The sequence below is a fragment of the Streptomyces sp. TP-A0356 genome (genome assembly GCF_001417775.1).
In the GTDB taxonomy this organism is placed as follows: domain Bacteria; phylum Actinomycetota; class Actinomycetes; order Streptomycetales; family Streptomycetaceae; genus Streptomyces.
The window spans coordinates 715,675-729,766 of the sequence record NZ_BBZJ01000012.1 but is presented as its reverse complement, the minus strand read 5'-3'; the positions used below and the strand labels follow the sequence as shown (position 1 = coordinate 729,766).

The following is a 14,092-nucleotide window of genomic DNA, read 5'->3' as shown; positions in this document are numbered from 1 at the left end:
GCCCCGTCCGGGCCGCCCGGCGCCGCACCCCTGATGAGTCAGACCCGCATCCTGGTGACCGGCGGTGCCGGCTTCATCGGCTCCCACTACGTCCGGACCCTGCTCGGGCCGCTCGGCCCTGACGACGTCTCCGTGACCGTCCTGGACGCCTTCACCTACGCGGCCATGCCCGCCAACCTCGACGAGGTCGAGGGCGCCCCCGGGTTCCGGCTGGTGGTCGGCGACATCTGCGACCCACAGACCGTGGACCGCCTCATGGCCGCACACGACCAGGTCGTCCACTTCGCCGCCGAGTCCCATGTGGACCGCTCGCTCGTCAGCTCCGCCGAGTTCGTCCGCACCAATGTCCTCGGCACCCAGGTCCTGCTGGACGCCGCCCTGCGCCACGGCATCTCGACCTTCGTGCATGTCTCCACCGACGAGGTCTACGGCTCCATAGCCAACGGATCCTGCGCCGAGGAGCAGCCCCTCAACCCGAATTCGCCCTACGCCGCGTCGAAGGCCTCCAGCGATCTGCTCGCGCTGGTCTACCACCGCTCCCACGGCCTCGACGTGCGCATCACCCGATGCTCCAACAACTACGGCCACCACCAGTACCCGGAGAAGATCATCCCGCTCTTCGTCACCCGGCTGATGGACGGCCACAAGGTCCCGCTCTACGGCGACGGGCTGCACGTGCGGGACTGGCTGCACATCGACGACCACGTGCGCGCCATCGAACTGGTCCGCACCCGGGGCAGGGCCGGCGAGGTCTACAACATCGGCGGCGGCACCGAACTGAACAACCGTGAGCTGACCCAACTGCTCCTCGACGCGTGCGGTGCCTCGTGGGACCGGGTCGAGTATGTCACCGACCGCAAGGGGCACGACCGCCGTTACTCGGTGGACTGGCAGAAGGCGCACACCGAACTCGGCTACAAGCCCCAGAAGGACATGACCGAAGGGCTCGCCGAGACGGTCGCCTGGTACCGCGACCACCGCGACTGGTGGGAGAACGCCCGCACCGCGCCGGTGGTGACGGGCGGGACCGTGCCGTGCTGACCTGGGGGACACTCGGCCTGCTGGAAGTGACACGCGACGGTCGGCGAGCCACCCCCACCGCGCCCAAGACCCGTCAGGTCCTCGCGCTGCTGCTGGCCCGCCGCAACACCCTGGTCCCGATCCCCGTGATCGTCGCCGAACTGTGGGACCACAACCCGCCGCGCAGTGCCACCGCCACGGTGCAGACGTACGTCTACCAGCTGCGCAAACTGCTGCAGAGCGACACCGACACGGCCGCCGAGTCCGGCCCGCTGGTCACCGGGGCCACCGGCTACGTACTGCGGGTGGGCCCCGGAGAGTACGACGCGCAGGAGTTCGAACGGCTCAGCGCCGAGGCGCGTGCCGCCTTCGACGCGGGCGACGAGCGGACCACGGCCGACCTGCTCGACTCGGCGCTCGCCCGGTGGGGCGGGCCGCCGTTCGCCGACGTCACGCAGGGACCCGTCCTTCAGGCGCATGCGCTGCGCCTGGAGGAACTGCACATGCACGCCCTGGAACTGCGCATCGCGGCCGGCCTGCGTCTGGGCCGGCACCGTGAACTCGTCGGCGAACTCAAGGAACTGGCCTGCGCGTACCCGATGCACGAGTGGTTCCAGGGCGGCCTCATCATCGCCCTGGAACGGTCCGGCCGCCGCAGTGAGGCGCTCCAGGTCTATCAGCGCCTGCGCGACCTGCTGCGCGAGGAACTCGGCCTGGACCCCTCCTCGGGCCTGCAGCAGCTCCGCCAGCACGTGATCTCGGACCGAGTCAGCGCGGCGGACCTGGACCTGCTGCCCGGCTGACCGGATCCCGGTCCGCGTGGAGTCACTCCGCGTTATCGGCGGCCGCCTCCCACAGGTCGCGCACCATGTCCTGCGGCGTCCGGCGGGGTGACCAACCGAGCAGCTCCCGGGCGGCGGAGACATCCACGCCCATCCAGTCCGTGTCGGTGACGGGCCGTACCGTGCCTCCGGTCCCCTCCACGAGCCGGGCCGCCCGGCCGCTGGTCGCGATCAGCAGGTCGACCATGGCGCGCACGTGCTGGGACGTCCCGCTGCCGATGTTCACGACCCGGCCGACGGCCCGCGCCGACCGCATCGCCGCCACGACCGCCTCGGACACGTCCTTGGCGTCGACGAAGTCACGGCTGCTGCGCAGCGGGGAGACCCGTACGACCGCGGGCGCGTCGGAGCCGGAGGCCGCGAGCAACTGCTGGGCCACCCGGCCCAGCAGGCTCGCCGGCGGAGTGCCCGCGCCGACCACGTTCGACAGCCGCAGCACCACCGCCTGGGTCAGGCCCTCCTCGGTGGAGCGCAGCACCGCCCGCGTGACGTCCAGCTTCGACCGTCCGTACGCCGTCGTCGGATGGGTGGGGGAGTCCTCGGCCAGGGCCACGCCCGTGGCCTGCGGGGAGTACTCGTGCACCGAGCCGAGGTGGACCAGACGCGGGCGCTGCGTGGTGGCGCCGAGCGCTGCCAGCAACCTGTCCACCAGCAGTTGGTTGCTCTGCCGCATGTCCCCCGCCGATCTCGACCAGACCTCGCCGGCCGCGTTGACCACGGCGACCGGCCGCTCCGCCTCGATGAGCTGGGTCAGGGCGGCCGGGCCGTCGTTGACGAGGTCCATCGGGTGGAAGTGCCACGAAGGCGGGGTCTTGACCGGGCGGCGCGCCACGGCCAGCACCTGGTGTCCGGCCGCCTCCAGGGCGGCGCCGACGTGCCGACCGACGAATCCGGTCGCACCGAGGACGACGACCCGGCCGGACCGCATGTCCGGCCGTCCGGGCAGTCCTTGCGCACCGACCACCGTCATGCCGCTCTCTCCTCCCGGCCGGTGTCCCGCACCCGCCCTCGTCCTGGAGCCCACGACCGCGTGCCCGCGGCTGCCTCGGCCACCACTGTGGCAGCCGGTGATCGAGCCTGTCTCCAGGACGGTTCGACTCGACCGGTCCCCGTGCCGCTCTTCAACGGTCCTCGAAGACCGCCCCCTAGGGTGCTGCCACCATGAAGGTTCGAGAGATGGCTGTGCCGGACGCGTTCCACATCACGCCGTACAAGCACCGTGACGCGCGCGGGAGCTTCTACGAATCGTTCCGCCGCGACAAGCTGGCCGCGGAGATCGGTCGGCCGGTCCCCGTGGCCCAGGTGAACTACTCGGTGTCCCGCAAGCAGGTCCTGCGCGGACTGCACGGCACCCTGCTGCCACCGGGACAGGCGAAGGTCGTCTGTGTCGTGCGCGGTGCCGTGCTCGACATCGTGGTGGACCTGCGGCTCGGCTCTCCCACGTACGGCGTGCACGAGGCCAACTGGCTGGACGCCGAGTCGGGCGAGACGCTGTTCGTGGCCGAGGGACTCGTGCACGGCTTCCTCGCGCTCACCGACGACACCTGCGTTTCGTATCTGTGCTCCACCGAGTTCGTCCCCGGCACCCAGCTGGACATCGACCCCTTCGATGCCGAACTCGACCTGCCCTGGGGCCTTTCGGAGGCGCCGCTGATGTCGGCCAAGGACGCCTCGGCCGTCTCCGTGGCGGCCGCCCGCGAGGCGGGCCTCCTGCCGCGGTACGAGGACTGCCTCACCCACTACGAGGCACTCCGCGCCGCCCGCTGACCCACCCGCCGGACACCACGCCCTGCTCCTCTTCCCGGCCTTCGGTCGTATCGCCGCGACCCTCCGGCCCGCGTGCGAGCTCGTCGCGCGCGGCCATCGCACGCGGCCGGTACGTCCTGCTCGACACCGTGCACACGGTCTTCCCGGCCCGCCATGTCCGGTCTCGCGGCCGATCCACGGGGCGTCGTACGGCTCTGGTGCCGCCGGGCACCGAGCCCAGGTGCACGAGTGGGTGCCGCACCTCACTGTGCTCGTCTCGTCTGGCCGGGCGTCGGCCCGGCCCTGAACGGGGTCCGCCCCGCACACCCGACGGCGTGCGGGGCGGACCCGTTCAGGCGCTTCGCCGCGAGGCGTCAGTGCGGAAGCGTCACGAACTCGGTCACGGTGGCGATGCTGTGGTCGATCATCTCGTCCGTCAGACCCGGGTAGACCCCGATCCAGAAGGTCCGCTCGGTCGTGATGTCGCTGTTGGAGAGCGGACCACTGACCCGGAACTCGCGGCCCGCGTAGGCGGGATGACGGGTCAGGTTGCCCGCGAAGAAGCGCCGGGTGGCCACCCGGCTGGACTCCAGGTGGTCGATGAGCGCGTTCGGTTCGAAGGGAGCGTGCGGCCGCACCGTGATCGCGAAACCGAACCAACTCGGGTCGCTGCCGGGCGTGGCCTCGGGAAGCAGCAGGTGCGGCAGCCCGTCCAGCCCCTCGCGCAGATGCGTCCAGTTGCGCCGCCGGGCCTTGCCGAACTCGTCGATGCGGCCCAGCTGCTGGAGGCCGAGGGCGGCCTGCAGATCGGTCGACTTCAGGTTGTACCCGACGTGCGAGAAGATGTACTTGTGGTCGTATCCCGCCGGCAGTGATCCCATCTGGTGCTCGAACCGCTTGAAGCAGCGGTTGTCCTCACCGGGCTCGCACCAGCAGTCCCGCCCCCAGTCGCGCATCGACTCCACGATCCTGGCGAGCGCCAGGTTGTCCGTGAGGACACAGCCGCCCTCGCCCATGGTGATGTGGTGGGCCGGGTAGAAGCTCTCGGTCGCCAGGTCGCCGAAGGTTCCGGTCAGCCGCCCGCGGTAGGTGCTGCCCAGGGCGTCGCAGTTGTCCTCGATGAGGAACAGACCACGATCCTCGGCGAGTTGGGCGATCTCCTCCACCGCGAACGGGTTGCCCAGGGCGTGCGCCATCATGATGGCCCGGGTACGGGGGCCGATGGCTTGCTCGACCCGCTCGACCGACGCGTTGTAGGTGCCGAGTTCGATGTCCGTGAACACGGGCACGAGCCCGTTCTGGAGGATTGGGTTGACGGTGGTGGGAAAGCCCGCGGCCACCGTGACCACCTCGTCGCCCGGGACCAGCCGCACGTCGCCGAGCTGCGGCGAGGTCAGTGAGCTGAGCGCCAGCAGGTTCGCCGACGAGCCCGAGTTCGTCAGATGCGCCTTGCGCAGCCCGAAGTACTTGGCGAGCGCGCGCTCCAGTTTTCTCGAGCTGACGCCCGAGGCGATCCGCATCTCCAGGGCCGCCTCCACCAGCGCGACGCGGTCGTCCTCGCTGAGGACCGCGCCGGAGGCCATGACGGGCGTGACACCGGGCACGAATCCCGATGCCTCGTTGGTGCGGTGGTATGCGCGGACCAGGTCGAGGATCTCGCTCTTGTCGTTCCCCATCGGTGGAAGGCCTCCTGTGTGTGCCGGCGGGGACGCGAGCAGTACCTCTGCTCAGAAGTTCGACCGGGTCCCCGCACCCGGGATGGATCGGGGACCTCCAGCCCAGCACCTACCGGCGGTTGTGAGCCAGCCTCAGGGGAGAACTCTAGGGAACCACCAAAAGGCGGCCCGGACGGCCGGGTCGCACCCTCGTCTAGGGATTTCCTCGCGCCATACGAGCCAGGCTGGAGTTCCGTGTCCGTCGCTGGCCGCGCGCCAGTCAACACTCCAGCGAGGCTTCATGAATCTCCACTCCGCGGCGCCGTACGACACCGGGGACTCCGCCGAGATGGGAGCCGGAGAGGCGAGTGGAGCGCGGATACGGCTCGGTGTCTACGACCTGTTGCCCGGCACCTTCGCCACTCCGCGGACCTTCTACTACCGGCAGACGCTGGACACCGAGGCCCTGCGCGTCTCCCTGACCCGGACCCTGGCCCACTACCCGATGCTCACCGGACGCCTGGAGCGCGACGACGACGGCGGTCTCAGCGTCGTGTGCAACGGCGCGGGTGCCGCGTTCTCCGAACGCCGCTCCGACCGCCCCATGCCCGACTACGGTCCTGACCACTCGGCGAAGAGCGACCTCGGATCGTACATCCAGTCGATCAACCCCTTCCGGGTCGTGGGACACGACACCCCCCTGCTCACGGTCCGGGTGACCCACATGCGCGGCGGGGGATCCGTGCTCGGAGTGTCGATCAACCACAGTGTCGTCGACGGGTCCGGGTTCCTCGACTTCCTGCTCCACTGGTCACGTGAACATCGGGGCCTCGACCACCGCGCCGCCCCATGCGCCCGTACGTTGCTGGACCGTCTGGCGGACGGTGCCGCACCCGGGGCCGAACAGCACAGTGCGCAGTACGCCGTGGTCTCGGGCCGGCAGAAGCTCGCCTTCCTCTGGCGCGTCAACGCCGGGGCGCGCCGGGTGCGCACCATCACCGTGCGCTTCGCCGCAGAGGAGGTCCGGGCGCTCAAGGAGACCGCGGGGGCTCAGCTCGCCGGGTCCGGGCCGGGGGTGTCGACCGGCGACGCACTGAGCGCGCATCTGTGGAAGGTCCTCGGCGCCCTGCGGGGCCGGTCCGCAGAGAGTACGGAACGGCTCGGGATCGTCACGGGGTTGCGCGCCGCCCTGCGCGCGACGCTCCCCGACGGGTACTGGGGCAACGCTGTCAGCAACGTCACGTGCGCCCTGCCCGCCGGGGACCTGCGGAAGGCGCCGTTGGGGGACACGGTGGCGGCGGTCCGGTCCGCCATCGCGGACGCCACGGCCGAGCGGGTGCGGGACGAGGTCGCCTTCCTGGAGGCGCAGCGCCGCGCGAAGCGCTCCCGAAGGGTCCTCAGCCGCATGTCGCTGGACGCCTTCGACGGCACGGTGGCCCTGAACAACAGCAGCCGACTGCCGGTGTACGACATCGAGTTCGGCGCCGGACGCCCGTTCTGGTTCGAGTTCCCCGCGAGCCCGATCCCGTGGACGATACTGATCACCCCCACGCCGGCGGACGGCCAGAGCAGGGACGTGCACCTCAGCGTTCCGCGCGAGGCGGCCGACACGCTGCTGACCCCGGAGTGGTCCGGGCGTCTGCACGCCTACGTGCCCGGCCGCTGACACCCGCCCCGGCGTGGCCGCGCCGACGCGGCCACGCCATCTCAGGCGTCGTCCACGGCCCTCTACAGCCCCACCGCCCTCCGCAGGGCGTCCACCCGGTCGGTGCGCTCCCAGGTGAAGTCGGGGAGTTCGCGGCCGAAGTGGCCGTATGCCGCCGTCTGCGCGTAGATCGGGCGGAGCAGGTCCAGGTCGCGGATGATCGCGGCCGGGCGCAGGTCGAAGACCTCGGTGATCGCGTGCTCGATCTTCTCCGTGTCGACCTTGGCCGTGCCGAACGTCTCCACGAACAGACCCACCGGCTCCGCCTTGCCGATCGCGTACGCGACCTGCACCTCGCAGCGCGAGGCCAGGCCCGCGGCGACCACGTTCTTGGCCACCCAGCGCATCGCGTACGCCGCCGAGCGGTCCACCTTCGAGGGGTCCTTGCCGGAGAACGCGCCGCCGCCGTGGCGGGCCATGCCGCCGTACGTGTCGATGATGATCTTCCGGCCGGTCAGGCCCGCATCCCCCATCGGACCGCCGATCTCGAAGCGGCCGGTGGGGTTGACCAGCAGACGGTAACCGTCCGTCTCCAGCTTGATGCCGTCCTCCAGCAGCGCCTTCAGCTCCGGCTCCACCACGAACTCACGGATGTCGGGAGCCAGCAGGGAGTCCAGATCGATGTCGCTGGCGTGCTGCGAGGAGACGACCACCGTGTCCAGACGGACCGCCTTGTCACCGTCGTACTCGATGGTGACCTGCGTCTTGCCGTCCGGACGCAGGTAGGGGATCGTGCCGTTCTTGCGGACGTCGGACAGCCGCTTGGACAGGCGGTGCGCCAGGAAGATCGGCAGCGGCATCAGCGTCGGGGTCTCGTCCGTCGCGTAACCGAACATCAGACCCTGGTCACCGGCACCCTGCCGGTCCAGCTCGTCGTCGTCGCCCTCGACCCGGGACTCGTACGCCGTGTCCACACCCTGCGCGATGTCCGGCGACTGCGCGCCGATCGACACCGAGACACCACAGGACGCGCCGTCGAAGCCCTTCTTCGACGAGTCGTAGCCGATCTCCAGGATCTTCTCGCGCACCAGCTGCGCGATCGGCGCGTACGTCTTGGTCGTGACCTCACCGGCCACATGCACCAGGCCGGTCGTGATGAGCGTCTCCACGGCGACCCGGGACGTCGGGTCCTGTCGCACAAGCGCGTCGAGAATGGTGTCGCTGATCTGGTCAGCGATCTTGTCGGGGTGGCCCTCGGTCACGGACTCCGAGGTGAACAGGCGACGGGACACAACGCTCCCTGTGGTTGCAGCGGCTGCCGGCTGATCATGGGCGGACGGAGATGGCGCATCGATGGGCGCACCACCGATGCGGGACGGGACTCACCAGAGGTTGTCCCGGAGCCACCGGGCCAGATGTCTGGCGCCGGTGTCCAGCGCTTCGGGCCAGGTGGCCCGGGCGGATTCGTCGGCCGGGTCACTGACGTACTTGACGATCCGCAGGCAGACGCCCAGTCGACGCGCGACCGTGGCGACGGCGTACCCCTCCATGTCGACCAGGTCCGCCTGTTGCGCCAGCCGGTCGCGCACGGCGGAACTGGAGACGAAGGTGTCCCCGGTGGCCAGCGTGAGCCCGGAACCGGAGTTCAGCGTGAGGGGCGGGCCGTAGAGCCGGCCGCTGATGTCGTGCAACAGGGCACTGTCGAAGTCGTGCTGGATCACGCGGCTGATCTCCAGAACGCCGACGTGGTCGTTCCGCAGAGCCCCCGCGGTTCCCACGTTGACGATCTGCGACGGGCGCGGCCCCTCGGCCAGTGCGAGAGCCAGCGCGGTCGCGGCGTTGACCTTTCCCATGCCGGTGATCAGCACCGGCAGCCGGGTACCGGCATGGGCCGTCTCCTCCTCTACGGCAGCGACGAGCAGCGGGCGGTCGGGTCGAATCCGGCCCAGGAGGCGTGGGGGCGCAACGCGTTCGGTGGTGTCGATCACGGTGCCGTCCTGGCTGTTGGCGCGTTCCGGGCTGCGTTCTGCCGTGAGCACCGCTGCCGGGCGCGGCTGGGGAATGGAGCGCGAACCGGCGGTCGTGCCGGCTGCCTCGCGCATTCCGTCGGCATGCCCTGCCTTCCGCCTCCCGCGCCGCGCGACACGCTGCGGGAGCGGCGAACCGCTCGTTCTCTACGGCCTGGCACTGGTCCGCCACAGAGCGGGGACGAGCACGAGCCCCGTCACCAGATGCAGGCACAGAAGCACCACCTTGGCGCCCGTCGTGACACCCAGGGTGAGTGGGCCGGCCAAGGACAGGGCCAGGACCACGAGAGCGAGGAACGGCCACGTCCGGTGTGCCTTCGTCGGTGCCCACCGCTCCAGGGCGGCGAGCGACCCCCACGCGGCGAGGCCCGCCACCAGCGACGCCAGCAGGACCGGTGCGGCCCCGACGGACTGTCTGTGCTGATCCGGGCCCGTGCGCACGTCGAGGTGAATGCCGGCCAGCTTCGCCGTCACCAGCCACACGACAAGGGCCGCCGCGGCGCCTGCCACGACCGCCAGGCTCCGCGCTCGTCGGAGGCCCGGGGCTCCGGCCCCGCCGTTGCGAGACGGGCTCGCGGTCATCATGGCGTCCCACGCTCCTCTCAGAGGACCGAGTCCAGCGGGCGGCACCGTGTGGCGACAGCCTCGCTGGTCGGTAGCCGGAAGACTAGGACGGCTGCTTCGCCCGGAACCAGCGGCTGGGGGTCCCCCGCATCGAGAACGGGGGAAACAACCAGACTTCGAGAACAACCCAAGGCTTGCGGATCACCACCGTACCCGCCAGATGCTGGCCCAGTCCGCGACCAGGAAGTCCATCGAGAGGTGGAGGACCGCCCGGCGGCCCTGGTTCTGCCCGACGCCGAACGGCGCACGGTTCCGGACGTCGGCTCCGGTGTCGGTGAGCGTCAACTCCGCAGCAGGGACGATGAGGTGGGCGCATATGCCACCCGCGTCGGCGAGATCGGCTCCGCCCTCTCCGGCGGCGAGCGGCAGCGCATCTCCATCGCCCGCGCGTTCCTCAAGGACGCCCCGATCGTGCTGCTCGACGAGCCGACGGCCGCCCTCGACAGCACATCCGAAACCGTGGTCCAGGACGCCATCGACCGGCTCGTGGAGGGCAAGACGGTGATCGTCATCGCCCACCGTCTGTCCACCGTCGTCGGCGCCGACCAGATCCTCGTCGTGGAAGGCGGTCGTATCACTCAGCGAGGCACGCACACCGACCTGCTCGCGGACCCCGAGGGCCGGTAGGCGCGCATGTGGGCGGCTCAGTCCTCCTCGCGCGAGTGGCGGATTCCCGGCGTCGTGCACCGCGCGTGATAGTATAATGGAATTCATTTTCAATGACTCACCGGCTGGAAGGGCGCGGACATGGACAACGCCGCACGCGGCCGCTGCAGCCGTCCGTTCACGCTCGTGGTCTGCGCTTCCTGCGCCGCCTCGACCGACCAGGTGATGGACGCACTGCGGCGCGCGGTCCGCGGCTGCCCCCAGGCGATCATGGTCTCCACCGGTTGCCTGTCGAAGATCCTTCGCTGCCGCGCCGACCGCGGAGTGCACGCCGCCGTGCAACCGTGCACGGCGGACCGCCGGCCGGCCGGCGCCCTCGTACGGCTCGGCCCACTCGTCACGGAGGCCGATGCCGAGACGGTCGCTGACTGGCTGCGGGCCGGGATGCCAGACGACGGCAGGCTCCCGGACCGGTTGCGTGCTGCGCCCGCTCCGCAGCACGTCGCCCCTGCAACGGCGACGGGGATGGCGACACCGCGTCGGCCCTGCGGTCCCGGGCTCTGCAGATCTTCAGGGAGTCGGGAGCCCGGGAGTACGACGAGCTCATCGCTACGGGGCGCTTACCGGCACTGAAAGTGGCCGAGATGGCCTTGAAGGTAGCGGGAATGGTCTTGTTGCCGGTTCATCGCAGACTTCAAGGGCGCCCCGAGAGCCTGGATTCCGTTGGACGGCGGCGATCGCAGCCGTCGAAGGAACACACAACGGAGGAACACCATGGCTCTGGTCAGGACCGCGGCCCATCGGCCGAAGGGCATGCGCACGCTGCTCGCCGCAGTGGCGGTGACGGTTTCCGTCACCGCTGTGGGCGCCGAATCCGCCGGGTCGGCGGTTGCCGCCCCGCGGAGTCCCGCCGCGGCATCCGCCACGGCATTCGGCTCGGCGGTGGACGGTGATCAGTTCGTGCCGGGCCTCGCCAAGCAGAAGCTGGGCGCGAAGATCGCCAAGATCGCGAGCAGCAAGGTCGGCAGCCGTTGCTTCACGAACCAGATGTGCAGCACCGACTGGTGCGGCTACTTCGTGAAGTGGGTCTGGCAGAAGGCGGGCGTGCGGCACGCAGGCCTCCTCAACGGCTACGCGTTCTCGGCCGTCACCGAGTACGCGGCCCGCTACCACAGCTTGTCGCACACACCGCACGTCGGTGACCTGGTCGTCTGGAAGAACTCCCGCTACGGACGGCACCACGTCAACATCGTCGTGTGGGTCTCCGCCGACAAGCGGCTGATCCGGACCATCGGCGGAAACGAGGGCAGCATGAACCACCGCCTGAGCCGCGTGGTCAAGAGCGCGCCCTTCGACTGGCGCAAGGGCCGGAACCCCGGATCCGGCCTGATCGACCACGTCTACAAGGGGTTCGTCCGTCCCGCGGGTGCCTGACCATGCGCCCACCCGCGCCCGCCGCCCGGAACAGACCCGACACAGCCGGCCGCGTGCGGCGAACACCCCTGGCGCACCGGGCCAACCCGGCCGGCTGCAAACAGCTGCAGGGGCTGAGGCCGTGCTGATGTCCGACCCCCGAGTCACGGCCATGCCGGTGGTCGACTGCGGGGAGAGGCTCGTCAGCCTCGCGGACACTCCCCAACTGCTGCTCGATCGGCGGCTGGCGGATCCCGCGGGTGCCTTCTCGTACGTACGCGAGGAACTGGTCGGCCGACTGCTTGCCGCACAGAATCTGCTGCCGGCAGGACTGCGTCTGCTCATCATCGAGGGCTACAGGCCGCCGGAACTGCAGGTGCGGTATTTCGACGAGTACTCCGCGGAACTCCGTGCCGCCAACCCCGGCTGGTCCGATGAGCACCTCCATGTCCAGACGAGCCGGTCCCTGGCCCCGCCTGCCATCGCTCCGCACACCTGCGGCGCGGCGGTCGACCTGACACTCTGCACCGAGGCCGGCGACGAACTGCCCATGGGCACCGAGGTGAACACGAGCCCCGAGCAGAACGCCGGAGCCTGCTTCACCGACGCCCCCAACATCTCAGCACTGGCCCGATCTCATCGGAGCCTGCTCAGTGCGGTGATGACCTCGGCGGGTTTCGTCAACTACGTCACGGAATGGTGGCACTGGTCGTACGGGGACCGCTATTGGGCCGTGGCCACTGGAGCACCGGCCGCGCGGTACGGGCTGATCACCGAACCCCCAAGGCAATGAGTGATCCGCACGCGCGATGACGTACGAGCGCCCATGCCATCCCAAAACCGGCACTGAACGGCTCACACCACAGGAGGACGGGAAGCAATGAGAACGGCGATGAAGAGAGCGAAGGCTGCGTTAGCCACGGTGGCCGCAGCCGTTTTGCTCAGCGGCGGGCTGGCCATCGGCGCAGCAGCCGAGCCGGCGGCCGCCGCACCCACGGCGCCCACCGCGGCTGTGGGCGGCGACCCCGGTGCCGCACCGGCGATCGTCGGCGGTACGAAGGTGTCCGCCAAGAGATACCCATGGCTGATGGCGATCTACATGAAAGGCAAGTTCTCCTGCGCCGGCGTGCTCATAGCGCCTACGAAGGTCTTGACCGCGGGGCACTGCGGGCACCGCTACCGTGCTCCGCGGCAGCTGCGAGTCGTCCAGGGGCGCAACGACGTGCGCGGCAGCGGTGGCACGACCTACCGGGTGAAGAGCGTGACTGTGCACCCCCGGTTCGCCTACGTCCACCGGCACGAGATCATGCGCGGCGACGTAGCGGTGCTGACACTTGCCACACGGGTGGCCAACACGCGGCCGGTCCGCTACGTCGGACCAGGAGACACGGGCGTGTACAAGGCGGGGACCAGGGCCACGATCCTGGGCTGGGGGAGGCCCAGCGTACACGGTGAGCCCGGCCATCTCAGGAAGGCCACGGTGCCGCTCGTCTCCGACACCCGCTGCCGGCACGCGTACGGCGCAGACAACCTCAGCAGCCGTGACCTGTTCTGTGCCGGCAACTGGAAGACCGGCGGCGTGGACGCGTGTGGACACGACAGCGGCGGCCCCTTGCTCATCCACGGCGAGGTCGCGGGCATCGTCTCCGGAGGCGTGAGCTGCGCTCGTCCTTACAACCCGGGCACCTATGCACGGCTGACCACCTTCTCGCGGTGGGTCAGCAGCCACTGACGCACCCGTCTTCCGGGCCCGGACACCAGCCAATCACAGAGAAGAGGAGCACGAACCATGTTCACACACAGCAGTCGGCGTCGCCTGGGAACCCTCGCGGCCGGTGGCGCTGTCCTCGTCGCCGGAGCTTCAGGCGTTCTCACTGCCGCTCCAGCGCACGCCGCCACAGCACCTGCGTCGGCAGCGAAGGTCGTCAAGCTCACCCAGGCCCAAGCCGCGCACCGACTGAGGGCGGCCGGCATCAAGTGGTGGTCGCAAGGACATTGCACCACGCGCAGCAACCCTCAGTGCACCTCCTTCGAAAAGATCAACAAGAGCACCGTGCAGGGCATCATCGCTTTCAAGAAGGCCGGCAGGTGCGCCATCACCATCACCGGTGGCACGGAGGTCGGCCACGCCACCATGAAGTACAGCCACCACAACGGCTACAAACTGGACATCGTGCCCACCGGCTGCGTCTCCCGCTACATCAGGGCGAAGTTCACGTACATCGGGCACCGCGGCGACGGCTACCCCCAGTGGAAGGCCCCGTCGGGCAACCTCTACTGCAACGAAGGCAGCCACTGGGACATCACGTACTTCCGAGGGAAGGCGTGAAGACGCTGGCTCTCACAGCCGCGATCGCAGCCCCCTGATCGCTGACACGGAGACCGGTTCAGGCACCCTCGCCTGAGCCTCCCGGGGGCGAACACGCGGCGGCCGGCCACCAGCTCATGACGGTGGCCGGCCGCTGCGGCGTTCATTCGACGGGCGACTGCCCTGGTCAGGCGCCCTTCTTCTGG

General features: G+C 70.0%; 14 protein-coding genes and 1 pseudogene. 9 read left to right on the top strand and 6 right to left on the bottom strand.

The features are described from left to right. Nucleotides 1-33: 33 nt before the first annotated feature. Entirely contained in the window at nt 34-1,041 is a 1,008-nt protein-coding gene (gene rfbB / locus ASC56_RS03300; protein ID WP_055489574.1) for a dTDP-glucose 4,6-dehydratase, read from the top strand. Further along, nucleotides 1,035-1,823, top strand: coding sequence for an AfsR/SARP family transcriptional regulator (locus ASC56_RS03295; protein WP_063784920.1), 789 nt, complete (start codon nt 1,035-1,037; stop codon nt 1,821-1,823). The genes rfbB and ASC56_RS03295 overlap by 7 nt, the downstream gene beginning before the upstream one ends. A gap of 22 nt (nt 1,824-1,845) precedes the next feature. Here ASC56_RS03295 and ASC56_RS03290 read toward each other — a convergent pair whose 3' ends face one another. Next, nucleotides 1,846-2,832: an NAD(P)-dependent oxidoreductase gene (locus ASC56_RS03290; RefSeq protein ID WP_055489572.1), complete on the bottom strand. Its 987-nt coding sequence runs from the start codon at nt 2,830-2,832 to the stop codon at nt 1,846-1,848. A gap of 206 nt (nt 2,833-3,038) precedes the next feature. On the opposite strand from ASC56_RS03290, the gene ASC56_RS03285 reads away from it, so the two are divergent. Beyond that, a complete protein-coding gene (locus ASC56_RS03285) occupies nt 3,039-3,629 on the top strand; it encodes a dTDP-4-dehydrorhamnose 3,5-epimerase family protein (protein ID WP_079102240.1) in 591 nt (196 codons plus the stop codon). 353 nt (nt 3,630-3,982) lie between these two features. Here ASC56_RS03285 and rfbH read toward each other — a convergent pair whose 3' ends face one another. Continuing rightward, entirely contained in the window at nt 3,983-5,284 is a 1,302-nt protein-coding gene (gene rfbH / locus ASC56_RS03280) for a lipopolysaccharide biosynthesis protein RfbH (RefSeq protein WP_055489570.1), read from the bottom strand. A gap of 280 nt (nt 5,285-5,564) precedes the next feature. Between rfbH and ASC56_RS03275 the strand changes: the two genes are divergently transcribed. Beyond that, nucleotides 5,565-6,929, top strand: a complete 1,365-nt coding sequence (locus tag ASC56_RS03275) for an acyltransferase (RefSeq protein WP_055489569.1) — start codon at nt 5,565-5,567, stop codon at nt 6,927-6,929. A 62-nt stretch (nt 6,930-6,991) separates the two neighbouring features. Here the strand turns inward: ASC56_RS03275 and metK are convergent, their stop codons facing one another. The 3 genes from metK to ASC56_RS03260 all read right to left on the bottom strand — a co-directional run bounded on the left by metK (nt 6,992) and on the right by ASC56_RS03260 (nt 9,517). Then, nucleotides 6,992-8,200, bottom strand: a complete 1,209-nt coding sequence (metK, locus tag ASC56_RS03270) for a methionine adenosyltransferase (RefSeq protein ID WP_055489568.1) — start codon at nt 8,198-8,200, stop codon at nt 6,992-6,994. Nucleotides 8,201-8,290: 90 nt separating this feature from the next. Beyond that, nucleotides 8,291-9,010 carry a nucleosidase gene (locus tag ASC56_RS03265; protein ID WP_079102239.1) on the bottom strand — a complete coding sequence of 240 codons (720 nt, stop codon included), beginning with the start codon at nt 9,008-9,010 and terminating at the stop codon, nt 8,291-8,293. Nucleotides 9,011-9,082: 72 nt separating this feature from the next. Further along, the gene (locus tag ASC56_RS03260; protein WP_063784918.1) at nt 9,083-9,517 is read right to left on the bottom strand and encodes a DUF6069 family protein; all 435 of its coding nucleotides are present in this window, start codon (nt 9,515-9,517) and stop codon (nt 9,083-9,085) included. A 357-nt stretch (nt 9,518-9,874) separates the two neighbouring features. Between ASC56_RS03260 and ASC56_RS03255 the strand changes: the two are divergent. Beyond that, nucleotides 9,875-10,186, top strand: a pseudogene (locus ASC56_RS03255) (ATP-binding cassette domain-containing protein); the annotation flags it as partial. 89 nt (nt 10,187-10,275) lie between these two features. On the opposite strand, the gene ASC56_RS40475 reads toward ASC56_RS03255, so the two are convergent. Next, on the bottom strand, nt 10,276-10,446 hold the full coding sequence (locus ASC56_RS40475) for a hypothetical protein (RefSeq protein ID WP_159039587.1): 171 nt from the start codon (nt 10,444-10,446) through the stop codon (nt 10,276-10,278). Between the two features lie 493 nt (nt 10,447-10,939). On the opposite strand from ASC56_RS40475, the gene ASC56_RS03250 reads away from it, so the two are divergent. The 4 genes from ASC56_RS03250 to ASC56_RS03235 all read left to right on the top strand — a co-directional run bounded on the left by ASC56_RS03250 (nt 10,940) and on the right by ASC56_RS03235 (nt 13,907). Next, nucleotides 10,940-11,599 (top strand): CHAP domain-containing protein, encoded by a 660-nt coding sequence (locus tag ASC56_RS03250; RefSeq protein WP_055489565.1) that lies wholly within the window; start codon nt 10,940-10,942, stop codon nt 11,597-11,599. A gap of 127 nt (nt 11,600-11,726) precedes the next feature. After that, nucleotides 11,727-12,371 carry a M15 family metallopeptidase gene (locus ASC56_RS03245; protein ID WP_055489666.1) on the top strand — a complete coding sequence of 215 codons (645 nt, stop codon included), beginning with the start codon at nt 11,727-11,729 and terminating at the stop codon, nt 12,369-12,371. A gap of 99 nt (nt 12,372-12,470) precedes the next feature. Further along, on the top strand, nt 12,471-13,310 hold the full coding sequence (locus ASC56_RS03240) for a DUF1986 domain-containing protein (RefSeq protein ID WP_079102238.1): 840 nt from the start codon (nt 12,471-12,473) through the stop codon (nt 13,308-13,310). A gap of 57 nt (nt 13,311-13,367) precedes the next feature. Beyond that, complete coding sequence (locus ASC56_RS03235; protein ID WP_055489563.1) at nt 13,368-13,907, top strand: hypothetical protein; 540 nt, start codon at nt 13,368-13,370, stop codon at nt 13,905-13,907. Nucleotides 13,908-14,092 lie beyond the last annotated feature (185 nt).